The sequence below is a fragment of the Pseudomonas sp. GL-B-26 genome (assembly GCF_019947405.1).
Taxonomy (GTDB): Bacteria; Pseudomonadota; Gammaproteobacteria; order Pseudomonadales; family Pseudomonadaceae; genus Aquipseudomonas.
The window spans coordinates 1-26,256 of record NZ_JAGYGJ010000011.1 but is presented as its reverse complement, the minus strand read 5'-3'; the positions used below and the strand labels follow the sequence as shown (position 1 = coordinate 26,256).

The window sequence follows — 26,256 nt, the reverse complement described above, 5'->3', positions numbered from 1 at the left end:
CTCAATGCTCCCGGCTTTCGAAGTCGATGCGCGGATCGACAAAGGTGTACGTGAGGTCGCCGATGAGTTTCACCACCAATCCCAACAGGGTGAAGATGAACAACGTGCCAAAAACCACTGGGTAATCGCGGTTGATCGCCGCCTCAAAACTCATCAGCCCGAGGCCGTCGAGGGAGAAGATCACCTCTACCAGCAACGAGCCAGTGAAGAAGATGCCGATAAACGCCGACGGGAACCCGGCGATCACCAGCAGCATGGCGTTGCGGAACACATGGCCGTAGAGCACGCGGTGGTTGGTCAGGCCCTTGGCCTTGGCGGTGACCACGTACTGCTTGTTGATTTCGTCGAGGAAGCTGTTCTTGGTCAGCAACGTCATGGTCGCGAAGTTGCCGATCACCAGCGCCGTCACCGGCAGTGCCAGGTGCCAGAAGTAATCGAGAATTTTGCCGCCCATGCTCAACTCATCGAAGTTGTTGGAGGTCAGCCCCCTAAGCGGGAACCAGTCGAAATAGCTGCCGCCGGCGAACACCACAATTAGCAGGATGGCGAACAGGAACGCCGGGATCGCGTAGCCGACGATGATTGCCGAACTGGTCCAGACGTCGAAGTGGCTGCCGTGTCGCGTCGCCTTGGCGATCCCCAGCGGGATAGACACCAGATACATGATCAGCGTGCTCCACAGCCCGAGCGAGATCGACACCGGCATCTTTTCCTTGATCAGGTCGATGACCTTGGCGTCGCGGAAGAAGCTGTCGCCAAAATCAAGCGTGGCGTAGTTCTTGATCATGATCCACAAGCGTTCCGGCGCCGATTTATCGAAGCCGTACATGTGCTCGATTTCCTTGACCAGCGCCGGGTCCAGGCCCTGGGCGCCGCGATAGGCGGAGCCCGCCACCGAGACTTCGGCACCGCCGCCGGCGATGCGGCTGGTGGCACCTTCGAAACCTTCGAGCTTGGCGATCATCTGCTCCACCGGCCCGCCGGGGGCGGCCTGGATGATCAAAAAGTTGATCAGCAAAATGCCGAGCAAGGTCGGGATGATCAGCAGCAGTCGCCGAAAAATATACGCCAGCATCTGATTACTCCGTGCCCGCAGGGTCGGCTTGCAGTTTGGTTTCGACTTCTACCGCTGGTTTGGCATCGGGCTTGACCCACCAGGTGTTAATGCCGATGTCGTACTTGGGGGAGATTTTCGGATGACCGATGTGGTTCCAATACGCCACGCGCCAGGTCTTGATGTGCCAGTTGGGGATCACGTAATAGCCCCATTGCAGCACGCGGTCCAGCGCGCGTGCATGGGCCACCAGGCTTTTGCGCGAATCGGCGTTGATCAGTTGCTCGACCAACTGGTCCACCACCGGGTCTTTCAGGCCCATGGAATTGCGGCTGCCGGGTTTGTCGGCGGCGTCAGACATCCAGAATTCACGCTGTTCATTGCCCGGTGAATTGGACTGCGGGAAGCTGCCGACGATCATGTCGAAGTCCCGTGAGCGCACGCGGTTGATGTACTGCGAGACGTCGACCCGGCGGATCACCAGGTCAATCCCCAGATCGCTCAGGTTGCGCTTGAACGGCAGCAGCACCCGCTCGAATTCGGTCTGGGCCAACAGGAACTCGATGGTCACCGGTTTGCCATTGGCGTCGACCATCTTGTCATCGACGATCCGCCAGCCCGCCTCTTGCAGCAGTTGATAGGCTTTGCGCTGCTGGGTGCGGATCATGCCGCTGGCGTCGGTCAGCGGGTTCTGGAACGCCTCGCTGAACACCTGCTCGGGAATCTTGCCGCGGAACGGGTCGAGGATCGCCAATTGATCGGCGTCCGGCAGGCCGCTGGCCGCCATTTCCGAATTCTCGAAATAACTGCGGGTGCGCGCGTAGGCGCCGTTGAACAGTTGCTTGTTGGTCCATTCGAAGTCCAGCAACAGGGTCAGGGCCTGGCGCACGCGTACGTCGTGAAACACCGGGCGGCGCAGGTTGAATACAAAGCCTTGCATGCCGGTGGGGTTGCCGTTGGGGATCTGTTCCTTGATCAACCGGCCCTCGGTGACGGCCGGAATGTTGTAGGCGTTGGCCCAGTTCTTGGCTGCCATTTCGAGCCAGTAATCGAACTGCCCGGCCTTGAGTGCTTCCAGGGCCACGGTGTTGTCGCGGTAGTAGTCGGTGGTCATCACGTCGAAGTTGTAGAACCCGCGGTTCGCCGGCAGGTCCTTGGCCCAGTAATCCTTGACCCGCTCATAACGCACCGAACGTCCGGCCTTGACTTCGCTGACCTTGTACGGGCCGCTGCCCAACGGCATTTCCAGGTTGCCCTTGGTGAAATCGCGAGTCGCCCACCAATGCTTGGGCAGCACCGGCAACTGGCCGAGGATCAGTGGCAGTTCACGGTTGTTGTTGTGTTTGAACTTGAACAGCACCGTCAGCGGATCTTCAGCGACCACTTCCTCGACATCGCTGTAGTAACCGCGGTACAGCGGCGCGCCGTCCTTGATCAGAGTCTGAAAGCTGAACACCACGTCCTCGGCGCGCATCGGATGCCCGTCGTGGAAGCGCGCTTCGGGGCGCAGGTAGAAACGCACCCAGCTGTTGTCCGGGGCTTTTTCAATCTTGCCGGCGACCAGGCCGTACTCGGTGAACGGTTCATCCAGGCCCTGTTTGGCCAGGGTGTCGTAGATCATGCTGATGTCGTCGGCCGCGACACCCTTGTTGATGAAGGGATTGAGGCTGTCAAAGCCGCCGAATCCGGCCTGACGGAAGATCCCGCCCTTGGGCGCGTCGGGGTTCACGTAATCGAAATGTTTGAAATCGGCCGGGTATTTCGGCGGCTCGTTGTACAGGGTCAGGGCATGTTGCGGGGCGGCACAGGCCAGCCCGGCGAACAACAGACCGCTGGCCTGCAGGAGCAGGGTGCGTACGGGTTTCATCGATCTTTCTCCGAAGATTTCAGCCACCAAGCGCTCAGGCCCAACGTGTAGGGCGGCGTGGTGACGAAGGCGAACCGGTTGCGGTAGGCCAGGCGGTGATAATTGAGGTACCAGTTGGGAATGATGTAGTGCTGCCACAGCAGCACCCGGTCCAGGGCCTTGCCGGCGGCGACCTGTTCATCGCGGGTCTGGGCGGCGAGCAATTGTTCGAGTAAATGGTCGACCACCGGATTGGCGATTCCGGCGTAGTTTTTGCTGCCCTTGACCCCGACCTGGCTGGAATGGAAGTACTGCCATTGTTCCAGGCCCGGACTGAGCGTCTGGTTGAGGGTCATCAGGATCATGTCGAAATCGAACTGATCGAGGCGTTGTTTGTACTGGGCGCGATCGACCGTACGCAACCGGGCGTCGATGCCGATGCTGGCGAGGTTCTCGACGTAAGGCTGAAGGATGCGCTCCAGGTTCGGGTTGACCAGCAGGATCTCCAAACGCAACGGTTGGCCAGCGGCGTTCTGAACATGCTGGCCGCTGAGCTTCCAGCCGGCCTCGGCAAGCAGGCTCAGGGCTTTGCGCATGGTTTCCCGGGGGATCCCGCGCCCTTGGGTCTGCGGCAGGCTGAACGGCTCGGTGAACAGCTTGGCGGGCAACTGCTCGCGATACGGCGTGAGCATCAGCCATTCATGGCCGACCGGAAGGCCTGTCGCGGAGAACTCGCTGTTGGGGTAGTAACTCATGGCGCGCTTGTAAGCGCCGCTGAACAGGGTGCGGTTGGTCCACTCGAAGTCGAACATCAGGCCCAGCGCTTCACGGACTTTGGTTTCGGAGAAGGCCGGGCGCCGGGAATTCATGAACAGACCCTGGCTCTGGGTCGGGATCTGATGCGGGATTTGTGCCTTGATGACATCGCCGCGCCGTACCGCCGGGAAGCTGTAGCCGTTGTCCCAGTTCTTCGCCTGATGCTCGATGTAGATGTCGAATTCGTCGGCCTTGAAGGCTTCGAACGCGACGTCACTGTCGCGGTAGAACTCGACTTCCATGCGATCGAAGTTGTATTTGCCGCGATTGACCGGCAGGTCCTTGCCCCAGTAATCCTTGACCCGTTCGAAAATGATCCTCCGCCCAGGCTCTACCGACGTAATGCGATACGGTCCGCTGCCCAGTGGCGGTTCGAAGGTGGTGGCCTTGAAGTCACGACCTTTCCAGTAATGCTGGGGCAGCACCGGCAATTCGCCCAGGCGCAGGATCAGCAACGGATTGCCGGCGCGCTTGAAGACGAAACGAATGCGCTGCGGATTAAGGATGTCGACCCGCGACACTTCCTGAAGGTTGGTGCGGTATTGCGGATGGCCTTCCTTGAGCAGCAAGCGGTAGGAGAACGCCACGTCATAGGCGGTAATCGGTGTGCCGTCGTGGAAACGCGCTTCGGGGCGCAGATTGAACACCACCCAGCTGCGGTCTTCGCTGTATTCCACCGATTGGGCGATCAGGCCATAGCTGGAGGTCGGTTCATCGCCGGACGGCGCGTACTGGCCGGTGCCGACCATCAGCGGTTCGTTGAGCTCGTTGATGCCGTATTGCAGGAAATTCGGCGTGGAAACCGGGCTTGAACCCTTGAAGGTGTAGGGATTGAGTGTATCGAAGGTGCCAAACGCCATCACCCGCAACGTACCGCCCTTGGGCGCTTGCGGGTTGACCCAGTCGAAGTGGGTAAATCTGGCCGGGTACTTGAGCGTGCCGAACTGCGCATAACCATGGCTTTCGCTGATCGTCGCGCTTGCGGGGGAGCTCAAGGCCAGGCTGATCAGGAGCAGGAGGAGGGGACGCTTCAAGTCAGGGATCCGATCCAGGCGGCTTGGGCTTTGTGGCCCGTACAGTAACAGCTTGTATCGACAGGAAAAAGACGGGACTTAATGCAGGGTTAATTGTTGATGGATTGGCCTGCACACGCGAACCTGTGGCGAGGGAGCTTGCTCCCGCTGGGTCGCGAAGTGGCCCCAAAACGGGTATGCGGTGATTGATGACACAGCGTGTTGCAGATTCAGCGGTTGCTGCGCAACCGAGCGGGAGCAAGCTCCCTCGCCACAAAAGCGTTCGTCATTACATCTCAAAAAAAAAGCCCCTGAAATCGGGGGCTCATTTTAGCGTGGGGAAGCCACCGTCAGCATCTGACCAGGCTTCAGCGCCTGGCCGACACGCGGGTTCCAGCGCTTGAGGTGTTGCATTTCAACGTTGAAACGCTTGGCAACCATGTACAGCGAGTCGCCTTGCTGGACCTTGTATTGGGTCTGCGGCTTCTGTTTGTCAGCTTTGCTGTTTGCTTTGCTGTTCGCGGCTACGACAGTGTTGACGCGTCCGGAAGAGCGCTTGGCCGTGTCCTGCATGACCAGTGTCTGGCCGACCTTGAGGTTCTTGCCGGTCAGCTTGTTCCAGCGCTGCAGGTCCTTGATGTCGACTTTGTTGGCCTTGGCAATGGTGCCGAGGTTGTCGCCGCGTTTAACGCGATAAGCGCGTTTGAGACTGGCAATTTCGGAGTCGTCCGAGCCTTCGAATACCGGCTTGAGCGGCTTCTTGCTGATCAACTCTTCAGGGCGCATGGTCGACAGACTGGCAGTCAGCAGCTGCGCCTTGGACGTTGGCACCAGCAAATGCTGTGGACCGTCGATAGTGGTGCGCTGCTTGAAGGCCGGGTTGAGCTGGAACAGTTCGTCTTCGTCGATGTTAGCCACCGCGGCGACCTTGGACAGGTCCATGCGCTGGTTGATTTCGACGACCTGGAAGTACGGTTCGTTAGCGATCGGGTTCAGGTTCACGCCGTAGGCTTCAGGTGCCAGCACCACTTGCGACAAGGCCAGCAGCTTCGGCACGTAGGCCTGGGTTTCGGCCGGTAGCGGCAGGTTCCAGTAATCGGTCGGCAAACCGAGCTTTTCGTTACGCTCGATGGCCCGGCTTACAGTGCCTTCGCCGGCGTTGTAGGCCGCCAGGGCCAGCAGCCAGTCGCCGTTGAACATGTCGTGCAGGCGGGTCAGGTAATCCATGGCCGCGGTGGTCGAGGCGGTGATATCGCGACGGCCATCATAGAAACGGGTTTGACGCAGGTTGAAGTAACGCCCGGTGGAAGGGATGAATTGCCACAAGCCAACCGCGTCGGCCCGGGAATAGGCCATCGGGTTGTAGGCGCTTTCAATCACTGGCAGCAACGCCAGTTCCAGCGGCATGTTGCGTTCTTCAAGGCGTTCGACGATGTAGTGAATGTAGAGGCTGCCGCGTTCGCCGGCGTTTTCGAGGAAGGACGGGTTGCTGGCGAACCACAGGCGCTGTTGCTCGATGCGCGGGTTGACGCCCACGTTGTCCTGCAACTGGAAGCCCTGGCGCATGCGCTCCCAGACATCTTGTGGAATTTGCGGCGTCGGTTTTTCGCTGAGCCAGATAGGTTTCTGCTTGGCCCGGGCGGCGATGTTCGGAGTGTGTGCCGCGTCGGTCTGCGGCACATGGCTGGAACAGCCCGCCAGAGTGGCGGACACAGCCACCGCAATGGCTTGAGCCAAGCGGGTCAATGCGTCTGAATTGATGGCTTTACGAATAGATGACGACATTGGCTGGAAGTAAGTTCCGGGCAAAAATGTCGGGCGATTCTAGAAAGCGTACCCCCTGCGGTCAACCATTCAGAATTTTTGTACCAGCGTGATGGCCACTTAGAACTTATCTTTCCAGGCACGTAGGGCAGCAAAAACCGCACTCGGAGCCCGGTTTTGGGTTCCATTCCGTTCGTCCATTTTTTCTTTAACGGATGTTTCGTCGACACGCAAAAACGGGTTGGTAAGCTTTTCAAGCGCCAGAGTAGAGGGCAGCGTCATGATCCCTGCTTCACGTTGTGCGGTGACTTTTTCCAGACGTGCGGCGGTGTCCGGATTGCCTGGTTCGACCGCTGCGGCAAACTTCAGGTTGCTCAGGGTGTACTCGTGAGTGCAGTAGATCAGCGTATCTTCAGGCAGCGCGGCGAGGCGGGTCAGTGAGGTATGCATTTGCTCCGGCGTGCCTTCGAACAAGCGTCCGCAACCGGCAGCGAACAGGGTGTCACCGCAGAACAGCAAACCGTGATGGTAATAGGCGATATGCCCCAGGGTGTGGCCGGGGACGGCAAAGACATCGAAGTCACAGCCCAGCACGCTGACGCGGTCGTTGTCCTTGAGGGCCACGTCCCGCAGCGGGATGGTTTCGCTGGCCGGACCGTAGACTGTCGCGTCTGTCGCTTTTTTCAGCTGCTCGACGCCGCCGACGTGGTCATGATGATGGTGAGTGATCAAAATATCACTCAACATCCAACCCGGATGCGCTGCGAGCCAGGCCTGCACTGGCGCGGCATCGCCCGGATCGACCACGGCGCAGCGCTGGGTGCGGTGGTCTTGTAATAACCAGATGTAGTTGTCGGTGAAGGCGGGCAGGGCACTGATCTGTATCATCGTCGGATTCGCCAAGCAGAAAACAATGGCGCATCTTAGAACTTCCTGGCGCGTTGGAGAATGCAATGACCGATAAAGCGTTCGCTCAGGCTGATCCTGAATGGCTGACATTGATCAGCGCGGCCCGTGAATGGCTGTCTGGCCCCATCGGGCAATTTCTGCTGGACGAAGAACGTCGCATGCTCGAAGACGAGTTGGGACGGTTCTTCGGTGGCTACCTGGTGCATTACGGCCCGTCGGCCCAGACGCCGCCGTCGGCGCCGCAAGTCCAGCGCAATGTGCGGCTCGGCGCGCCGTTGCCGGGCGTCGAGATCGTCTGCGAAGAGCAGGCGTGGCCTTTGAGCGAGCATGCCGCCGATGTGGTGGTGTTGCAGCATGGGCTGGATTTCTGCCTGTCGCCCCACGGTCTGCTGCGCGAAGCGGCGAGCAGCGTGCGGCCAGGCGGGCATCTGCTGATCGTCGGGATCAACCCCTGGAGCACCTGGGGTTTGCGTCACGTTTTTGCTCACGACGCCTTGCGCAAGGCTCGCTGCATCTCCCCGTCGCGGGTCGGTGACTGGCTGAACCTGCTGGGTTTCGCGCTGGAGAAACGCCGCTTCGGGTGCTATCGTCCGCCGCTTGCGTCACCCGCCTGGCAGGCTCGTCTGGCCGGTTGGGAGCGCAAGGCCGGTGACTGGCAACTCTCGGGTGGCGGCTTCTATTTATTGGTTGCGCGCAAGATCGTGGTGGGCCTGCGGCCCGTCCGTCAGGAGCGGCGCGAACCGATGGGCAAGCTGATTCCATTGCCGATGGCCAAGGTCAATCGTCGCCGCATCGATCCGTAATACACTTTTTATTTTCCCGGCCGGGCTTGCCCTGGCCTCGGGCATCGTCGATCACCGATCGGCGAGCCACCGCATTTTCTGGATAGATTGGCATGAGCGATAGCGTAGAACTCTTCACCGACGGCGCCTGCAAAGGCAATCCTGGTCCTGGCGGCTGGGGCGCTTTGCTGGTGTGCAAGGGCATTGAAAAAGAACTGTGGGGCGGCGAAGCCAACACCACCAACAACCGCATGGAGCTGATGGGCGCGATCCGCGGCCTGGAAGAACTCAAGCGTTCCTGCGACGTGCTGCTGGTCACCGACTCGCAGTATGTGATGAAAGGCATCAACGAGTGGATGGACAACTGGAAGAAGCGCGGCTGGAAAACCGCCGCGAAAGAACCGGTGAAAAACGCTGATCTGTGGAAGTTGCTGGATGAGCAGGTCAATCGCCACAACGTCACCTGGAAATGGGTGCGTGGCCACATCGGTCACCATGGCAACGAGCGGGCTGACCAATTGGCCAACCGTGGCGTGGATGAAGTGCGCGGTTATAAACAGGCTTGATACCGGAACTACCGATGCACCGCGTCGCGCCATTCGCGAGCAGGCTCGCTCCCCCATTAATCCTCATAAACACAAATGCTGTGTGCGCTCCCAATTCAATGTGGGAGCGAGCCTGCTCGCGAATGGGTACAACACGGTGTATCTGAAAGACCCCGGCGGGCGTGTTAACATCGCCGCTTTTGCACGAATGACCCGTTGAGAGCTGAGCACTGATGGCCACCAGATCCGTTGTACTCGATACCGAAACCACCGGCATGCCGGTGACCGACGGCCACCGGATTATCGAAATCGGTTGTGTCGAGTTGATCGGTCGGCGCCTGACGGGCCGGCATTTCCACGTTTACCTGCAACCGGACCGCGAGAGTGATGAAGGCGCCATTGGCGTCCACGGCATCACCAACGAATTTTTGGTCGGCAAGCCGCGCTTCACTGAAGTGGCCGATGAGTTCTTTGAATTCATCAAGGGTGCGCAGCTGATCATCCATAACGCGGCGTTCGACGTTGGCTTCATCAACAACGAATTCGCCCTGATGGGCCAGCACGATCGTGCGGACATCACGCAGCACTGCTCGATCCTCGACACCCTGATGATGGCCCGGGAACGTCACCCGGGGCAGCGCAACAGTCTCGACGCCTTGTGCAAACGCTATGGCGTCGACAACTCCGGTCGTGAACTGCACGGCGCCTTGCTCGACTCCGAGATCCTCGCCGACGTTTACCTGACCATGACGGGCGGCCAGACCAGCCTGTCCCTGGCCGGTAATGCTTCCGACGGCAATGGTTCCGGGGAAGGTGCGGACAATTCCGCCACCGAGATCCGCCGTCTGCCGGTCGATCGTCAACCGACACGTATCATTCGTGCCAGCGAAGATGACCTGGCCCAACACGTGGCACGCCTGGAAACCATCGCCAAATCCGCCGGCGCCCCATCGCTCTGGCAGCAACTGGCCGAGGCCAAGGCTCAGGCGTAGGCGCTTCGGAAAAAGATCGCAGCCTCGTTTCACTCGACAGCTCCTACGGGTTACGCATTCCGTTGTAGGAGCTGTCGAGTGAAACGAGGCTGCGATCTTTTGATCTTGATAAGGCGTACCGCGCCCGATGACCCATTTTAGGGCATCACGCTCGCCACATGCGCTCGAACCCTCTACCCTGAGGTGATTGGCGGACCACGGTCTGCCGCCTCAGGACACTGAGCCCCATGTATAAAGATTTGAAATTCCCGGTCCTGATCGTCCATCGCGACATCAAGGCCGACACCGTCGCCGGTGATCGCGTGCGTGGCATCGCCCGGGAGCTGGAGCAGGAAGGCTTCAGCATTGTCTCGGCGGTGGATTACACCGAAGGGCGTCTGGTCGCCTCGACCCATCACGGTCTTTCCTGCATGTTGATTGCGGCCGAAGACGCCAGCACTCACTCTCATCTATTGCACAACATGGCCGAGCTGATTGGCCTGGCGCGGGTGCGCGCGCCCGACTTGCCAATCTTCGCACTGGGTGAGCAGGTGACCCTGGAGAACGCTCCGGCCGACGCCATGGCCGAACTCAATCAGCTGCGCGGGATTCTTTATCTGTTCGAAGACACCGTGCCTTTTCTGGCCAGACAGGTCGCTCGAGCGGCACGCAAATATCTGGATGGTCTACTGCCGCCGTTTTTCAAAGCGCTGGTGCAGCACACGGCTGACTCGAATTATTCCTGGCACACGCCCGGCCATGGCGGCGGTGTGGCGTACCACAAGAGCCCGGTAGGTCAGGCGTTTCACCAGTTCTTCGGGGAAAATACCCTGCGATCCGATTTGTCGGTGTCGGTGCCGGAACTCGGCTCTTTGCTCGATCACACTGGTCCGCTGGCAGAAGCGGAGGCCCGTGCTGCCCGCAATTTCGGCGCCGATCACACTTTCTTCGTGATCAATGGCACATCGACCGCCAACAAAATCGTCTGGCATTCAATGGTTGCTCGCGATGACTTGGTGTTGGTGGATCGCAACTGCCACAAGTCGATATTGCACTCGATCATCATGACTGGCGCCATCCCGCTGTACCTGTGCCCGGAGCGCAATGAGCTGGGGATCATCGGTCCGATTCCGTTGAGCGAATTCAGCCGCGAATCGATTCAGGCCAAGATCGACGCCAGCCCGCTGACCAAGGGCCGGGCGCCCAAGGTCAAGTTGGCGGTGGTGACCAATTCGACGTACGACGGCCTCTGCTACAACGCTGAGCTGATCAAACAGCAGTTAGGCAACAGCGTCGAGGTCTTGCACTTCGATGAGGCCTGGTACGCCTACGCGGCGTTTCACGAGTTCTTCGCCGGACGTTACGGCATGGGCACGTCCCGCAGTGACGACGGCCCGCTGGTGTTTACCACCCATTCCACCCACAAACTGCTGGCGGCGTTCAGCCAGGCGTCGATGATTCACGTCCAGGACGGCGGCGCGCGGCAGCTGGATCGGGATCGCTTCAATGAAGCGTTCATGATGCACATCTCCACCTCACCGCAGTACAGCATCATCGCTTCGCTGGATGTGGCGTCGGCCATGATGGAAGGCCCCGCCGGGCGTTCGCTGTTGCAGGAAATGTTCGACGAAGCGCTGAGTTTTCGCCGGGCGCTGGCCAATTTGCGCCAGCACATCGCCGCTGACGATTGGTGGTTTTCCATCTGGCAGCCACCGTCGGTGGAAGGCATCAATCGTGTGGTCACCGATGACTGGCTGCTGGAACCCGACGCCGACTGGCACGGCTTTGGCGACGTGACCGACGACTACGTGCTGCTTGATCCAATCAAGGTCACGTTGGTGATGCCGGGCCTGACGGCAGGCGGCGCCCTCAGCGAGCGCGGGATTCCGGCGGCGGTGGTCAGCAAATTCCTTTGGGAACGTGGGCTGGTCGTTGAAAAGACCGGGCTGTATTCATTCCTGGTGTTGTTCTCCATGGGCATCACCAAGGGCAAGTGGAGCACGCTGCTGACCGAGTTGCTGGAGTTCAAGCGCAGCTACGATGCCAATGTCAGTCTCGCGACGTGCCTGCCGTGCGTGGCACAAGAGAATGTCGCTCGCTATCAGGGCATGGGTTTGCGCGATCTGTGCGATCAATTGCACGCCTGCTACCGCAGCAATGCCACGGCCAAACACCTAAAGCGCATGTACACCGTGCTGCCGGAAATCGCCATGAAGCCTTCTGACGCCTATGATCAATTGGTGCGTGGCGAAGTTGAAGCGGTGTCGATCGATGCTCTGAATGGGCGGATCGCCGCTGTCATGCTGGTGCCGTACCCGCCGGGGATTCCGTTGATCATGCCCGGCGAGCGCTTTACCGAGTCGACGCGCTCGATCATCGATTACCTGGCATTTGCGCGCACGTTCGATAGCAGCTTCCCGGGGTTTGTCGCTGATGTGCACGGATTGCAACACGAAGACGAGGGCAATGGACGGCATTACACCGTTGATTGCATCAAGGAATGAGGACCTTTCCCAGTATGCAACCGATCATGAATCCGAAATACCCAGGGCTGTCGGTGCGCGTTGCCGACGAAGGTTTTGCCGCCTATATCTGGGGCAGCGATTTCAGTTTTGAAGTCGCGGTCTACGGCGCCGCCGAAATCGGTAAACCGGTGGAGCAGTGGCCGGTAACGCCGATCACGCCTTATCGAAAGTGCTACGGCATCGATCCCGAAGAGTTCAGCAGTTTCCGCGATGCCGCTGACAGCGCGATTTTCATGGCTTATCTCGATGATGAGCCCGTGGGTCACCTGGTGGTCAGCACCAACTGGAACGGCTTTGCCCATATCGACGAGTTGGCGGTGCATGCGCCGGCGCGCCGTCATGGCGTGGCCAAGGCCCTGCTGGATGTGGCGCAGTTCTGGAGCCGCAAAAAGAAACTGCCGGGCATCATGCTTGAAACCCAGAACAACAACCTGGGGGCCTGCCGGCTCTATGAGCGCCGCGGTTACGTCTTGGGCGGGATCGATCATTTGCGTTATCGCGGGATCGATCCGAACACCGCCGAAGTGGCGCTGTTCTGGTATCGATTGTTCGATAATCCGCTGGAAACCCCGGTTAGTTCGCCAACATCGCCACGGCTTGTTCCGTGATGATGCTCAGCAATGCCTGAACCGCTGGCGATGGCTCGCCGTTCTTGAGGGTCAAGGCATAAAGGCTGATCGGCACGGCAGGCGCCAGCGGGCAGGCATCCAGCCCGGCCGATTTCGCCCCGAGGGCGGTGAAAGGGTCGACGATGGCCAGACCTTCACCGGCCTCGACCATGCTGCGCATCATCTGGTGAGTCTGTACCCGGGTCTGAATGATCGGAGCAGGGCGCAGGGCATGCAGTTTGTTTTCCAGCGCCGGGCTCAGTGGATCATGACCTTCCAGGCCCACCATCGATTGGCCGGCCAGGTCCTGCAGCGAGATGTACTTTTGTTTGGGTTGCAACCAGCCGTGGGGTGCCAGCAGCTGAAGTTTGCCTTGGGCGATCACCTGGCAATGAATGTCGGCGTGATCGGGGTCATGCAGGCTCAGGCCCAGATCGCTTTCGCGCAGCAGCAGGTTTCTGACGATCTCGCGGGTAGGTTGGCTCAGAAGGGTGCAAGGTGCGTCAGGAAGGCGTCGGCGCAGGGCGGCAATGCTCTGTGGCAATAGCTGTTGTGCCAGGGGCGGCGTGCAGATAATCCGAAGTGGAGGAGCCTGATATTGCTTGAGGCTGTTGGCCAGGCGCTGGACCGGCTCGAGCGCTTCATAGACGTGGGCGATCTGAATCTGCAACTCCCGCGCCTCGCGCGTAGCCTGCAAGCGTCCACGCACGCTGGAAAACAGCATGAAACCCAACTGATCCTCGGCGTCGCGCAGAATCCCTTCGACTTCGGCCACAGGCAACTGCAGCCATTCGGCGGCGGTGCCCAGGTGACCGGTCTGCAGGAGCGCCTGGATCACTTCGATATGACGTAAACGCATGCGTGAAGTCCATGTTCAGCAGGTGAGGGAGTCAGTGGCTGAATCCTAACTCAAGTGCGCGCATATGACTTCTGCTCATAACACGGGGTTATGAAGCGACGTTGGTTTCCGGCCGGCTGCCGACATAGGTGTCGGGCTCGCGCACGATAGTGACGTCCGATTGCACCAGCACAAACTGGTTGTCATCGAGCTTTTTAACGCGATCGCCAATGGCCAGCTTATAAGTGGTGACAGGCACCGAGCCAGTGAGACCGTCTGCCGACGGGGTGGATTCCTGGAACTCATGCACGGAATAAACGCGGCCTTCCGCGTCTCTTGCATGGAACTGACCGACGAGTACTGCTGCCATCTGCTTAGAACCTCTGGGGATAAATCACTCAATTTGCGGCTCTGTAGACCGTGGTTGGGCGAGGTAAGTTTTCCTACAGGAAAAAAATAGTCAGGGGCGGCGTTTTTCAGTCGCCCACTGCTTGAATCGTCATCTATAACTACAAGCTCTTTCCATCGGACAGTCGAGAATCTTCCATGAGCAACGTCTATACGATCGCTGTACTGGTCGGCAGCTTGAGAAAGGAATCGATCAATCGCAAGGTGGCGCTGGCCCTGGCCGACCTGGCGCCTGCCAATCTCAAACTGGTTATCGTCGAAATCGGCGATCTGCCGCTCTACAACGAGGACATCGATGGTGCTTCACCGCCGGCAGCCTACAGCACTTTCCGGCAACAAGTGAGCTCATCCGACGCGGTGCTGTTCGTCACCCCCGAATACAACCGTTCGGTGCCTGCGCCGATGAAGAACGCGATCGATGTGGGTTCGCGTCCCTATGGCAAGAGTGCCTGGAGCGGAAAACCTGGAGCGGTGATCAGTGCTTCACCGGGCGCTATCGGCGGTTTTGGCGCCAACCACCACCTGCGCCAGTCCATGGTGTTTCTGGATGTGCCGTGTATGCAGCAACCGGAAGCCTACTTGAGCCATGCCGGTTCAGCGTTCGACGAGGCGGGTAACCTGTCCGAGTCGCTAAAACCGTTTTTGCAAAAATTCATCAATGCTTATGGTCTTTGGGTCGAACAACATAAGAAAGCGTGACAAATCCCCTGGGTTACAGGGGGCTGGCCAGTCGGCTACAGATCATCGCTTCCATTTCCGACAGCCACGCGGCGGTTTGTTCCGCCGCCGGTTGTGCAGTGATGCAATAACGACGGCCACCCCAGGCCATGATGACCCAGGCATCAATGGCTGATGCTGGCGGCTGAGTGGGCAAGTCCTCGCAGGAGACGAAGGCTTCACGCCATTTTTGCGACAACTCCTGGAATAGCCGTCGGTGATGTTTGGGTTCGGCGATCCGGTGTTCGATCGCCAACACATCATCGTTGAACAATGGTTGAAACGTATCGTTCGGATCGCAGGTCAGGCGTATCAAGCGTTTGACCCGGACGGGCCAGTTCAGCTCTTTCGCGTGCACGACGTACTCATCAAGGCGCAGTAACAAGGCGTCCAGGCAATGCCGAATGTAGCCTGACAACAAGGCTTCCTTGCTCGGGAAGTAATCGTACAACGTGCCAATGGCAACGCCTGCTTCCAGGGCCACCGCGCGCGTGGTCAACCCCGACCAGCCGTCGCGTTGCCAAATCCGAACAAACGCTTCGTAAATTGCCTCTACGGTGAAAATCGCCCGGGCCTGGCTCGGCCGTTTCAGCGGCTTTGCGCGGGGATTGAGGGTGGGCGCGATGCCCTTGTTGTTTCCGAACCCGCTCTTCATCGGCTGCCACTACTCTGGTGCTACCCGCCATTCACTCGCAGCAGGAGTCTGAAAGATGCAAAGTTCGAGCACGGTAACACGGCTGATCACCCGCAAAAACGCCCTTGACCAAAGCCGAATCGAGCAGGAGCAACGTAGCCTGATTCCGGCGGCCGGCGAGGTGATTTTTAAAATCGACCGGTGCGCGTTGACCACCAACAACATTACCTACGCGGCCTATGGTAATTCGATGAACTACTGGGAGTTCTTTCCTACAGGGTTGGCGGAATGGGGACACGTCCCGGCGTGGGGCTTTGCTGATGTCATTGCGTCTGATGTGGCAGGTATCAAAGTCGGGGAGCGCTTCTACGGGTACTTTCCAATTGCCAGCCATCTGTGGATGCGCCCGGAACGGGTCTCCGAGCGTGGTTTTTATGACGCCGCCGAGCATCGGCAGGCACTGACGTCGGCCTACAATCAATACACCCGTTGCAGTTGGGATTCGTACTACAGCCCAGAAACCGAAAACCTGCAGATTTTGCTCAAACCGCTGTTCCTGACCTCGTCGATGCTGGCGGATTTCCTTCAGGACAAGCAGTTCTTTGGCGCGACCCGGCTGGTGTTCTCCAGCGCTTCGAGTAAAACCGCCTATGGCACGGCGGTCTGCCTGGAAAATCAGCCTGACCTGGAGCGGGTGGCCCTGACCTCGACCGGCAACAAGGCGTTTGTCGAGAAACTCGGTTGTTACGAGCGAACGGTGGCCTACGCAGAACTGGCGAACCTGGCCAATGACCGCCCTACGTTGTATGTGGATTTTTCCGGCGACCTGGATTTGCGAGATCAGGTGCACCAGCATTTTGCCGGGCAGTTGGTTTACAGCTGCTTCGCCGGTTCTGCGCAAAGCACCGATGAGGCTCGATTGACGGCCATTGAAGGGCCGCAACCGGTGTTCTTTTTTGCGCCGATCCAGATCCGCAAGCGCAATACCGAGTGGGGCCCAGAAGGGGTCAGTCAGCATATTGGTGAGGGTTTGCAGCGTTTCTACCGGCAGTTGACCGCGGCTGATAAACCATTGCTGGAAGTGGTCGAGGACAAAGGCTATGAAGCCGCGCAGAGCGTGATTGCCCGGCTGTTCCACGGCCAGATCGCACCGATCGAGGGGCATGTGATTCGGCTATAGCACATTGATCTGTGGTAGCAGCTGCCGAGCCCGCGAGGCTGCGTTCGGCGACGCAGTCGTCGTAAACCCTGCGAACGCGGTATTCCTGGGACACCGCGGTGCCTGATTCACGACGACTGCGTCGCCGAACGCAGCCTCGCAGGCTCGGCAGCTGCTACATCGACCCCGGTGCGTTTAGGGGGAGGCAGCAAGTTTGGGCTTTACTCCGCTCGTGTGTTGCGGCTGAATCGCGGTTTGTTTTTCCGACAAGGCTGCACTGCATGTTGACCGCATCGTTGATTTTCCTGCTGACCATCACTTTGGTGATCTGGCAGCCAAAAGGCCTTGGTGTTGGCTGGAGTGCGGTATTCGGCGCGGTGCTTGCGCTGATTTTCGGGGTCGTACACCTGAGCGACATCCCGCTGGTGTGGCAGATTATCTGGAACGCCACCGGGACTTTTGTCGCGCTGATTGTCATCAGTCTGCTGTTGGACGAGGCGGGGTTCTTTGCCTGGGCGGCGCTGCACGTCGCCCGTTGGGGGCGGGGCAGCGGACGCAAGCTGTTTGCTTATATGGTGCTGCTCGGCGCGTTGGTGTCGGCGTTGTTCGCCAACGACGGGGCGGCGCTGATTCTCACGCCCATCGTGATTTCCATGCTGCTGGCGTTGCGCTTTTCTCCGGCGGCGACCCTGGCGTTCGTCATGGGCGCCGGTTTCATCGCTGACACGGCGAGTCTGCCGTTGGTTGTGTCGAACCTGGTGAACATCGTTTCCGCTGACTTCTTCCACATCAGCTTCAATCGTTACGCGGCGGTGATGATCCCGGTCAACCTGGTGAGTGTCGCGGCGACCCTGGCGATGCTGATGTGGTTTTTCCGTCGTGCCATTCCCAAGGATTACGACCCCGAACAACTGGCGCATCCGGCTTCAGCGATCCACGACCAAGCCACGTTTTATGCCGGTTGGGCCGTGTTGGTGATTCTGCTGCTCGGCTGCTTCGCGCTCGAGCCGCTGGGGATTCCGATCAGTGCCATTTCTGCGGTGTGCGCGGCGTTGCTGCTGGCCATCGCGGCCCGTGGTCACAAAATTTCCACGCGCAAAGTCATCAAAGAAGCGCCCTGGCATATCGTGATTTTCTCGTTGGGCATGTACCTGGTGGTGTATGGCCTGCGCAACGCGGGGCTCACGGGGTATCTGGCCGGATGGCTGGATGGTTTTGCCGGTTACGGCGTGTGGGGCGCCGCCATGGGCACGGGCGTGCTGACGGCGCTGCTGTCGTCGATGATGAACAATCTGCCGACGGTGCTGATCGGTTTGCTGTCGATCGATGCCAGCCAGGCGACCGGGGTGGTGAAGGAGGCGATGATCTACGCCAACGTCATCGGCAGCGACCTAGGGCCGAAGATTACGCCGATCGGTAGCCTGGCGACGTTGCTGTGGTTGCATGTGCTGGAGCGCAAGAGCATTCGGATCGGCTGGGGGTATTACTTCAAGGTGGGGATTGTGCTGACGGTGCCGGTGTTGTTGGTGACGTTGGCGGCGTTGGCTGTGCGGTTGTCCATCTAGACCGAGTTGGCCCATTCGCGAGCAAGCCCGCTCCCACACTGGATCTTCGTCATAAGGAGATCAAATGTGGGAGCGGGCTTGCTCGCGAAGAGGCCATTGCAGTCACCACAAATCTCAGCCACTGCCAGGCACATTCGGCCAAAGATCCGCCACCAGAAACAGCCGCTCGGCTTCTTCCCAATCGCCTTGGGCGTTTTCTGTGAGTCGCACCAGCAACTGCGCCGGGGCCAGTGGCTCCAGATCGCTGAGCCAGGCATTCAGCTGTTCAATGCTCCAGGTCTGCTCCACCGGATAGTGCGCCGGCGCCAGCCAGGCATGGCGGGGCAGGGGTTGCCAGCGACCGAATGGGCGTTGCACGACAAAGTCTGCCCAGTCCTTCTGATGCAGCCAGCTACCGCGTAAATGCTGGGGATGTGCGCCATTCGGCGGCTCGGCCGTTCCTGGCCAGGGATACAGCAAATAGCCACCCAGCCACAAATGCGCACTGAACTGCTGGATATCCAGCGCCGCCAATACTTCGCGGCTCTCCGGGCGCGCCGAAATCGGCAATTGATGCTGCGTCAGATGGGCCAGTTTGCGGTCCAGCCGATCGTGGCAACCGGGGCCGAGCCACTGCGCCGTGTCGTGTCCGTCGCCATTTTGCGGGCCAAGGTAAAGTTTGATCGCCAGTTCCAGATGATGCACGCCGTCACGATCGCGCAGCAGCATGTCCAGCTCGCCCAGCGTGTGGCCTTCACGGCGGATCGGCATGTTGGCGGCAATCAGGTCGATGCCCGGCGCGTGCCGCACGGCGTATTGCCAGAGGCGTTCGTAGTACAAGCCCAATCGCCGGGTTCGGGCCTGCGCCAGCCAGTGCAGCAAGTCATAACTGTCGTGATCGAGTTGCTGCAGCCACCGTTCCAGCTGATCAGGCGCTTGTACCCAGTCACTGCCGGTCAGCGGGTGACGCTGCGGCCACGTCGTGACGCCAAGCATCGGCGGCGCGAGGATGACCCAGGCCAGGTCGCGCACTTCGGGGTGGCGCAACTGGTGGGGTAACTGCAGCAAATCGGGAAATAGGATCATCTTGCGAGCATAGCCTCAATCGTGAGTACACCGTTGTGGCTGAAAGGATTTTGTCTATCCCGCGCTTTCGCCCATAATCGTGTTTTTCGCCGCCGCGCAGGAACCTCATGGAGCAATTTCGTAATATCGGCATCATCGGTCGCCTGGGCAGTTCTCAGGTGCTGGATACCGTCCGCCGACTGAAACGGTTTCTGCTCGATCGTCACCTGCACGTGATCCTCGAAGACACCATCGCCGAAGTCTTGCCGGGTCATGGCTTGCAAACCTCGTCGCGCAAGATGCTCGGCGAAGTATGTGACATGGTGATTGTGGTCGGTGGTGACGGCAGCCTGCTCGGCGCCGCCCGCGCACTGGCCCGACACAATATTCCGGTGCTCGGCATCAACCGTGGCAGCCTGGGCTTCCTGACCGATATTCGCCCCGATGAGCTGGAAGTCAAAGTCGCCGAAGTGCTCGACGGCCACTATCTGGTCGAGAACCGCTTCCTGCTGCAAGCCGAAGTCCGTCGTCACGCCGAGGCCATCGGTCAGGGCGACGCGCTGAACGACGTGGTGCTGCACCCCGGCAAATCGACGCGGATGATCGAGTTCGAGTTGTACATCGACGGCCAGTTCGTCTGCAGCCAGAAGGCCGATGGCCTGATCGTCGCCACGCCGACCGGTTCGACTGCCTACGCGCTGTCGGCGGGCGGGCCGATCATGCATCCCAAGCTCGACGCTATTGTGATTGTGCCGATGTACCCCCATACCTTGTCGGGCAGGCCGATTGTGGTCGATGGCAACAGTGAGCTGAAAATCGTCGTGTCCAAAGATATGCAGATTTACCCGCAAGTCTCTTGTGACGGGCAGAATCATTTCACCTGCGCGCCGGGTGACACCATCACGATCAGCAAGAAGGCCCAGAAACTGCGGCTGATTCACCCGCTCGACCACAACTACTATGAAGTCTGCCGGACCAAACTCGGCTGGGGCAGCAAGTTGGGTGGTGGAGGCGACTGATGCTCGATCCCGCGCGTAGCTACGACCTGATCGGTGACGTGCACGGTTGCGCTCTGACCCTTGAGCACTTGCTCGACCGGCTCGGTTATCAAAAAAACGCTGGTGTCTGGCGGCATCCGTCGCGTATGGCGGTGTTCGTCGGCGACATCATCGACCGCGGCCCGCGGATTCGCGAAGCGCTGCACATCGTTCACGACATGGTCGAAGCCGGCCAGGCGCTGTGCATCATGGGTAACCATGAATTCAACGCCCTCGGCTGGAGCACGCCGGCGCCTCCGGGCAGCGGCAAGCAGTTCGTGCGTGAACATACCCCGCGCCATGCCCGTTTGCTGAACGAAACCCTGACTCAATTCGAAGACCATCCGGCTGACTGGCATGACTTCCTGCAATGGTTCTATGAGATGCCATTGTTCGTCGATGCCGGGCGTTTCCGGGTGGTGCATGCCTGCTGGGACGCGGGCCTGATCGAACCGCTGCGAGCCCTGTTCCCCAACGGCTGTGTCGACGAGCACTTCCTCCAGGCCTCGGCCGTACCGGGCAGTTTCGCCTGCACCGTGTTCGACCGCCTGCTGCGCGGCACTGACATGCGCTTGCCTCATGGTCTGACCATGACCAGCGGCGATGGCCTGACGCGTTCGTTCTTCCGCACCAAATTCTGGGAAGACGACCCGCAAACCTACGGAGACATCGTGTTCCAGCCCGACGCCTTGCCCGAACCCGTGGCCCGGACGCCGCTGTCGTCCACTGAAAAAAACACCTTGCTGCGCTATGGCGTCGATGAGCCATTGTTGTTCGTGGGCCATTACTGGCGCAGCGGCAAACCGGTGCCGATCCGGCCGAACCTGGCCTGCCTGGATTACAGCGCCGTGCTCTACGGCAAACTGGTCGCCTACCGTCTGGACCAGGAAACCCGCCTCGACCCGCATAAATTTGTCTGGGTCGATGTCGAGCGCCCGGAGGTACTGCGATGAGTGCCGTTGCTGTTTTACGGCTGCCGCTGGCGGTGGACTTGAGCGGGTTCGTCAAACTGTTGCAGCGCATGCAGGTGCCGCATCGGGTCAGCGAAGAGGCGGGTGAGCAGGTGCTGTGGGTGCCGGCCAACATCAGCGAAGACGTGCGCACGTTGTACGAACGCTTCCCGGCCGGTGATCCCGATCAACAGCTGGACATTCCGGTGGCGCAAACCATACAGCGCCCAAGTTTCGTCGAGCAACTGCGCCACGCCAAGGCGACGGCGTTCGTGTTGCTGCTGAGCCTGCTTGTCGGTGCGGTGACGCTGCTGGGCGAAAACCTCGACACGATGCGCTGGCTGACCTTCCTCGATTTCCGGGTTGTCGGCGAGTACATCCACTTCGTGCCATTGGCTGACAGCCTGGCGGCGGGGCAGTGGTGGCGTCTGGTGACACCGATGCTGATCCACTTCGGCATCCTGCACCTGGCCATGAACGGCATGTGGTACTGGGAACTGGGGCGACGCATCGAGTCGCGCCAGGGCAGCATCAACCTGATCGGCCTGACGTTGCTGTTCGGCCTGGTCTCGAACTACGCCCAGTTTGTTTTCAGTGGTCCGACGCTGTTTGGCGGCTTGTCCGGCGTGCTGTACGGCCTGCTCGGGCATTGCTGGATCTTTCAGTTGTTGTCGCCAAACCCGGCTTATCGCCTGCCGCGCGGCGTGCTGGTGATGATGCTGGTGTGGCTGCTGCTGTGTATGTCGGGACTGATCTCGATGATCGGCTTCGGTGAAATTGCCAATGCGGCCCACGTCGGCGGGTTGCTCGTCGGATGCTTGACCGGCTTGTTGGGTGGTTTGTACAACCGCCGTAAACTGGCCGCCTAACTAGTTATGTCAATAAAGAGCGCGGAGCCCTTGATGTCCTCTTTTAACGAAATGATCAACAACATCACCCCCGATATCTACCAGAGCCTGAAACTGGCGGTGGAAATCGGTAAATGGTCCGACGGTGGCAAACTCACCGCCGAACAACGCGAGCTGTCGCTGCAAGCGATGATCGCCTGGGAAATCCAGAACCTGCCCGAAGACCAGCGCACCGGTTACATGGGCGTGCAGGAGTGCGGCTCCAAGTCGATCGAAGTGCCGAATATCCTGTTCAAATCGGATGCCGTCCATTGATCGAGATTGGCCGCGGTGCAATCAGCAAAATGTCGGCGCGCCTTGACGGGCCGAACGTGCAGTACGCGTTTCGTCTGGACGACGTCGAGGTGCCGGTCAATCCCTTGATCGGGACCACGGTGCGTCTGGAATACCTGGGAGCGATTCACTGCACTCATTGTGGACGCAAGACCAAAACCAGTTTCAGCCAGGGTTACTGCTACCCGTGCATGACCAAACTGGCCCAGTGCGACATCTGCATCATGAGCCCGGAGCGTTGCCACTACGACGCTGGCACCTGCCGTGAGCCGGAGTGGGGCGAGAAGTTCTGCATGACGGATCACATTGTGTATCTGTCCAACTCTTCGGGGGTGAAGGTCGGGATTACCCGCGCCACCCAGCTGCCGACCCGTTGGATCGATCAGGGCGCCCGTCAGGCGCTGCCGATCATGCGGGTTTCGACCCGTCAGCAGTCGGGCTTCGTCGAAGATCTGTTCCGCAGTCAGGTAGCGGACAAGACCAACTGGCGTGCATTACTCAAGGGCGACGCGGTGTCGGTCGACCTGGCGCAGGTTCGTGATCAGCTGTTCGACAGTTGCGCCGAAGGATTGCAAGGTTTGCAGGAACGATTCGGCCTACAGGCGATCCAGACCATTACCGATGTAGAAACGCTCGAAATCCGCTATCCGGTCGAGCAATACCCGGCCAAAATCGTCAGCTTCAACCTGGACAAGAATCCGATCGCCGAAGGCACGCTGTTGGGAATCAAGGGCCAGTACCTGATTTTCGACACCGGCGTAATCAATGTTCGTAAATACACGGCCTATCAGCTCGCCGTGCATCAGTAAGGACTCCAGCATGCGCACCGAACAACCGAAGATGATCTACCTGAAGGACTATCAGGCGCCCGAGTACCTGATCGACGAGACGCACCTGACCTTCGAGTTGTACGAGGACCACAGCCTGGTCCATGCGCAACTGGTAATGCGCCGCAATCCTGAGCGTGGCCCGGGCTTGCCGCCGCTGGTGCTGGATGGTCAGCAGCTTGAATTGCTGTCGGTCACCCTGGCCGACAACGAATTGACCGCCGCCGACTATCAGTTGACGGAAAACCATCTGACCCTGCACCCGACCAGCACCACCTTCACGGTCGACACCAGCGTCAAGATCCACCCGGAAACCAACACCGCGCTGGAAGGCCTGTACAAATCCGGCACGATGTTCTGCACCCAGTGCGAGGCCGAAGGCTTCCGCAAGATCACCTATTACCTCGACCGTCCGGACGTGATGAGCACGTTCACCACCACGGTCGTCGCTGAACAGCACAGCTATCCGGTGTTGCTGTCCAACGGCAACCCGATTGCCAGTGGTCCGGGCGAAGACGGCCGGCACTGGGCGACCTGGGAAGATCCGTTCAAGAAACCGGCCTACCTGTTCGCGCTGGTGGCCGGTGATTTGTGGTGCGTCGAAGACACCTTCACCACCATGACCGATCGCTCCGTGGCACTGCGCATTTATGTCGAGCCGGAAAACATCGACAAGTGCCAGCACGCCATGAACAGCCTGAAGAAATCCATGCGCTGGGACGAAGAGGTGTACGGTCGCGAGTACGACCTGGACATCTTCATGATCGTCGCGGTCAACGACTTCAACATGGGCGCCATGGAGAACAAGGGCCTCAACATCTTCAACTCCAGCGCCGTGCTGGCCCGCGCCGAAACCGCCACCGACGCCGCGCACCAGCGGGTCGAAGCGATCGTTGCCCACGAGTACTTCCACAACTGGTCGGGCAACCGCGTGACCTGCCGCGACTGGTTCCAGTTGTCGCTCAAGGAAGGCTTCACCGTGTTCCGCGATTCGGGCTTCTCCGCCGACATGAACTCGGCCACGGTCAAGCGTATCCAGGACGTGGCGTACCTGCGCACCCACCAGTTCGCCGAAGATGCTGGTCCCATGGCTCACGCCGTGCGCCCGGACAGCTTCATCGAGATTTCCAACTTCTACACCCTGACCGTGTACGAAAAAGGTTCGGAAGTGGTCGGCATGATCCACACCTTGCTCGGCGCCGAAGGCTTCCGCAAAGGCAGCGACCTGTACTTCGATCGCCATGACGGCCAGGCCGTGACCTGCGACGACTTCATTAAAGCAATGGAAGACGCCAACGGTGTCGACCTGACCCAGTTCAAACGCTGGTACAGCCAGGCTGGCACACCGCGTTTGGCGGTCAGCGAGTCCTACGACTCGGCGGCGAAAACCTACAGCCTGACGTTCCGTCAAAGCTGCCCGGCAACCCCGGACAAGGTTGAGAAGTTACCGTTCGTGATCCCGGTCGAGTTGGGCCTGCTGGACGCCAAAGGTGCGGCCATTGCGTTGCGTCTTTCCGGTGAAGCCAGCGCTCAGGGCACCTCACGGGTCATTTCGGTGACAGACGCCGAGCAGACATTCACCTTCATCGACATCGCGGAACAGCCATTGCCTTCGTTGCTGCGCGGCTTCTCGGCGCCGGTGAAACTGAGCTTCCCGTACAACCGCGATCAGTTGATGTTCCTGATGCAGCACGACAGCGACGGCTTCAACCGCTGGGATGCGGGTCAGCAATTGTCGGTTCAGGTGCTGCAAGAGTTGATTGCTCAGCAGCAAAAGGGCGAGAAACTGGTGCTGGATCAGCGCCTGATTTCTGCCTTGCGCACTGTGTTGTCCGACGAGACGCTGGATCAGGCGATGGTCGCCGAAATGCTTTCGCTGCCGGGCGAGGCGTATCTGACCGAGATCAGCGAAGTGGCTGACGTTGACGCCATTCACATCGCTCGCGAGTTCGCTCGTAAACAATTGGCAGAAGGTTTGTTCGAAGCGTTGTGGCTGCGTTATCAGGCCAATCGCGATCTGTCGAAGAAAACCCCGTATGTAGCCGAGGCCGAGCACTTCGCCCGTCGCGCATTGCAGAACATTGCGCTGTCGTACTTGATTCTCATCGGTAAACCGGAAGTGGTGGCGGCGACGCTTGAGCAGTTCGAGAGCAGCGACAACATGACTGAGCGTCTGACGGCGTTGGCGGTGCTGGTGAATTCGTCGTTCGAAGAGCAGAAAGCCACGGCGTTGGCGACCTTCGCCGAACACTTCAAGGATAATCCGCTGGTTATGGATCAGTGGTTCAGCGTTCAGGCGGGCAGTGTGTTGCCCGGTGGGCTGGAGCGGGTCAAGGCGTTGATGCAGCATCCGGCATTCAATATCAAGAACCCGAACAAGGTGCGGGCGCTGGTGGGGGCGTTTGCCGGGCAGAACCTGATCAACTTCCATGCGGCCGATGGTTCGGGTTATCGGTTCCTCGCGGATCTGGTGATCGAGTTGAACGGGTTTAATCCGCAGATCGCTTCTCGGCAGTTGGCGCCGCTGACTCGCTGGCGCAAGTATGACGATGCTCGTCAGGCGTTGATGAAAGGTGAGCTGGAGCGGATTCGCGCTTCGGGTCAGTTGTCGAGCGACGTGTTTGAAGTGGTCAGCAAAAGCCTGGCCTGAGTTGGGGGCTTGTTTTCGCGGGGGTGTATATCCATTCCTGCGGTAACGGCCACTTAGGGTTTCGCCCTTACGGCCAGCCCTTTCAAGGTCTTTGATAAAATCCCCCAAAACTCCAGTCAGGGTGACGAAAGCGATGTGGGCAGAAGTTCTAGCGCGGTTTGAGAAAAAAACACCGGCCAGTGTCATGACCAGAGTGATACTGGAGCAGGCTGTTCCTGCCGAATGGGTCGATCAGGTGTTCGAAGAACATCGTCAGCGGCAATACCCGCGTGAGCTTCTGTTCTCTACCATCGTTGAACTGATGTCCCTTGTTTCATTGGGCTTGCGACCATCGCTACATGCTGCTGCACGGCAGATGGAGGATCTTCCCGTCAGCTTGGCGGCGCTGTATGACAAGGTCAGCCGCACAGAAC

Annotated in this window: 23 protein-coding genes and 1 pseudogene; 15 read left to right on the top strand and 9 right to left on the bottom strand. The window is 59.5% G+C overall.

From position 1 onward, the window contains the following. Position 1 precedes the first annotated feature (1 nt). The 5 genes from KGB23_RS09535 to gloB all read right to left on the bottom strand — a co-directional run bounded on the left by KGB23_RS09535 (position 2) and on the right by gloB (position 7,381). Positions 2-1,075, bottom strand: coding sequence for a microcin C ABC transporter permease YejB (locus tag KGB23_RS09535; RefSeq protein ID WP_223430830.1), 1,074 nt, complete (start codon positions 1,073-1,075; stop codon positions 2-4). A 4-nt stretch (positions 1,076-1,079) separates the two neighbouring features. Beyond that, positions 1,080-2,921 carry an extracellular solute-binding protein gene (locus tag KGB23_RS09530; RefSeq protein WP_223430829.1) on the bottom strand — a complete coding sequence of 614 codons (1,842 nt, stop codon included), beginning with the start codon at positions 2,919-2,921 and terminating at the stop codon, positions 1,080-1,082. Continuing rightward, entirely contained in the window at positions 2,918-4,750 is a 1,833-nt protein-coding gene (locus tag KGB23_RS09525; RefSeq protein WP_223430827.1) for an extracellular solute-binding protein, read from the bottom strand. Before KGB23_RS09525 ends, KGB23_RS09530 begins: the two co-directional genes overlap by 4 nt. A 309-nt stretch (positions 4,751-5,059) precedes the next feature. Next, positions 5,060-6,514, bottom strand: a complete 1,455-nt coding sequence (locus tag KGB23_RS09520) for a transglycosylase SLT domain-containing protein (protein ID WP_223430826.1) — start codon at positions 6,512-6,514, stop codon at positions 5,060-5,062. A 99-nt stretch (positions 6,515-6,613) separates the two neighbouring features. Next, positions 6,614-7,381, bottom strand: a complete 768-nt coding sequence (gene gloB, locus KGB23_RS09515; protein ID WP_223430950.1) for a hydroxyacylglutathione hydrolase — start codon at positions 7,379-7,381, stop codon at positions 6,614-6,616. Between the two features lie 65 nt (positions 7,382-7,446). Between gloB and KGB23_RS09510 the strand changes: the two genes are divergently transcribed. The 5 genes from KGB23_RS09510 to KGB23_RS09490 all read left to right on the top strand — a co-directional run bounded on the left by KGB23_RS09510 (position 7,447) and on the right by KGB23_RS09490 (position 12,833). Further along, the gene (locus tag KGB23_RS09510) at positions 7,447-8,205 is read left to right on the top strand and encodes a methyltransferase domain-containing protein (RefSeq protein WP_008152097.1); all 759 of its coding nucleotides are present in this window, start codon (positions 7,447-7,449) and stop codon (positions 8,203-8,205) included. A 92-nt stretch (positions 8,206-8,297) separates the two neighbouring features. Continuing rightward, positions 8,298-8,750 (top strand): ribonuclease HI, encoded by a 453-nt coding sequence (gene rnhA / locus KGB23_RS09505; protein ID WP_008152099.1) that lies wholly within the window; start codon positions 8,298-8,300, stop codon positions 8,748-8,750. Positions 8,751-8,962: 212 nt separating this feature from the next. After that, positions 8,963-9,721: a DNA polymerase III subunit epsilon gene (gene dnaQ / locus KGB23_RS09500; protein ID WP_008152101.1), complete on the top strand. Its 759-nt coding sequence runs from the start codon at positions 8,963-8,965 to the stop codon at positions 9,719-9,721. A 227-nt stretch (positions 9,722-9,948) separates the two neighbouring features. Then, positions 9,949-12,204 (top strand): Orn/Lys/Arg decarboxylase N-terminal domain-containing protein, encoded by a 2,256-nt coding sequence (locus KGB23_RS09495; protein ID WP_223430824.1) that lies wholly within the window; start codon positions 9,949-9,951, stop codon positions 12,202-12,204. Between the two features lie 14 nt (positions 12,205-12,218). Further along, complete coding sequence (locus KGB23_RS09490; RefSeq protein ID WP_223430823.1) at positions 12,219-12,833, top strand: GNAT family N-acetyltransferase; 615 nt, start codon at positions 12,219-12,221, stop codon at positions 12,831-12,833. Here KGB23_RS09490 and KGB23_RS09485 read toward each other — a convergent pair. Both KGB23_RS09485 and KGB23_RS09480 read right to left on the bottom strand, forming a co-directional pair. Continuing rightward, positions 12,799-13,692 carry a LysR family transcriptional regulator gene (locus tag KGB23_RS09485; RefSeq protein ID WP_223430822.1) on the bottom strand — a complete coding sequence of 298 codons (894 nt, stop codon included), beginning with the start codon at positions 13,690-13,692 and terminating at the stop codon, positions 12,799-12,801. The two genes, KGB23_RS09490 and KGB23_RS09485, sit on opposite strands and share 35 nt — an antisense overlap. An 88-nt stretch (positions 13,693-13,780) precedes the next feature. Further along, positions 13,781-14,041, bottom strand: a complete 261-nt coding sequence (locus KGB23_RS09480) for a hypothetical protein (protein ID WP_223430821.1) — start codon at positions 14,039-14,041, stop codon at positions 13,781-13,783. Between the two features lie 176 nt (positions 14,042-14,217). Here KGB23_RS09480 and KGB23_RS09475 point away from each other — a divergent pair, with 176 nt between their 5' ends. Continuing rightward, complete coding sequence (locus KGB23_RS09475) at positions 14,218-14,778, top strand: NADPH-dependent FMN reductase (RefSeq protein ID WP_223430819.1); 561 nt, start codon at positions 14,218-14,220, stop codon at positions 14,776-14,778. Positions 14,779-14,791: 13 nt separating this feature from the next. Here the strand turns inward: KGB23_RS09475 and KGB23_RS09470 are convergent, their stop codons facing one another. Continuing rightward, on the bottom strand, positions 14,792-15,451 hold the full coding sequence (locus tag KGB23_RS09470; protein ID WP_223430818.1) for a TetR/AcrR family transcriptional regulator: 660 nt from the start codon (positions 15,449-15,451) through the stop codon (positions 14,792-14,794). 55 nt (positions 15,452-15,506) lie between these two features. Here KGB23_RS09470 and KGB23_RS09465 point away from each other — a divergent pair, with 55 nt between their 5' ends. Both KGB23_RS09465 and KGB23_RS09460 read left to right on the top strand, forming a co-directional pair. After that, positions 15,507-16,610: a DUF2855 family protein gene (locus KGB23_RS09465; RefSeq protein WP_223430816.1), complete on the top strand. Its 1,104-nt coding sequence runs from the start codon at positions 15,507-15,509 to the stop codon at positions 16,608-16,610. Between the two features lie 260 nt (positions 16,611-16,870). Next, positions 16,871-18,154 (top strand): arsenic transporter, encoded by a 1,284-nt coding sequence (locus KGB23_RS09460; protein WP_150657562.1) that lies wholly within the window; start codon positions 16,871-16,873, stop codon positions 18,152-18,154. Positions 18,155-18,268: 114 nt separating this feature from the next. On the opposite strand, the gene KGB23_RS09455 is transcribed toward KGB23_RS09460, so the two are convergent. Continuing rightward, on the bottom strand, positions 18,269-19,219 hold the full coding sequence (locus KGB23_RS09455; RefSeq protein ID WP_223430815.1) for a DUF1853 family protein: 951 nt from the start codon (positions 19,217-19,219) through the stop codon (positions 18,269-18,271). A 107-nt stretch (positions 19,220-19,326) separates the two neighbouring features. Between KGB23_RS09455 and KGB23_RS09450 the strand changes: the two genes are divergently transcribed. From KGB23_RS09450 to KGB23_RS09420, 7 genes and pseudogenes are all read left to right on the top strand, one after another. Next, positions 19,327-20,217: an NAD(+) kinase gene (locus KGB23_RS09450; protein ID WP_007906781.1), complete on the top strand. Its 891-nt coding sequence runs from the start codon at positions 19,327-19,329 to the stop codon at positions 20,215-20,217. Next, positions 20,214-21,188: a metallophosphoesterase gene (locus KGB23_RS09445; RefSeq protein ID WP_411741492.1), complete on the top strand. Its 975-nt coding sequence runs from the start codon at positions 20,214-20,216 to the stop codon at positions 21,186-21,188. Before KGB23_RS09450 ends, KGB23_RS09445 begins: the two co-directional genes overlap by 4 nt. Beyond that, positions 21,185-22,054 carry a rhomboid family intramembrane serine protease gene (locus KGB23_RS09440; protein WP_223430813.1) on the top strand — a complete coding sequence of 290 codons (870 nt, stop codon included), beginning with the start codon at positions 21,185-21,187 and terminating at the stop codon, positions 22,052-22,054. Before KGB23_RS09445 ends, KGB23_RS09440 begins: the two co-directional genes overlap by 4 nt. Before the next feature lie 33 nt (positions 22,055-22,087). Then, complete coding sequence (locus KGB23_RS09435; RefSeq protein WP_008152127.1) at positions 22,088-22,348, top strand: YeaC family protein; 261 nt, start codon at positions 22,088-22,090, stop codon at positions 22,346-22,348. Next, positions 22,345-23,175, top strand: a complete 831-nt coding sequence (locus KGB23_RS09430) for a DUF2797 domain-containing protein (RefSeq protein WP_223430811.1) — start codon at positions 22,345-22,347, stop codon at positions 23,173-23,175. The genes KGB23_RS09435 and KGB23_RS09430 overlap by 4 nt, the downstream gene beginning before the upstream one ends. A 10-nt stretch (positions 23,176-23,185) precedes the next feature. Beyond that, positions 23,186-25,843 carry an aminopeptidase N gene (pepN, locus tag KGB23_RS09425; RefSeq protein ID WP_223430810.1) on the top strand — a complete coding sequence of 886 codons (2,658 nt, stop codon included), beginning with the start codon at positions 23,186-23,188 and terminating at the stop codon, positions 25,841-25,843. A gap of 184 nt (positions 25,844-26,027) precedes the next feature. Then, a pseudogene (locus KGB23_RS09420) lies at positions 26,028-26,256 on the top strand (IS4 family transposase); the annotation flags it as partial.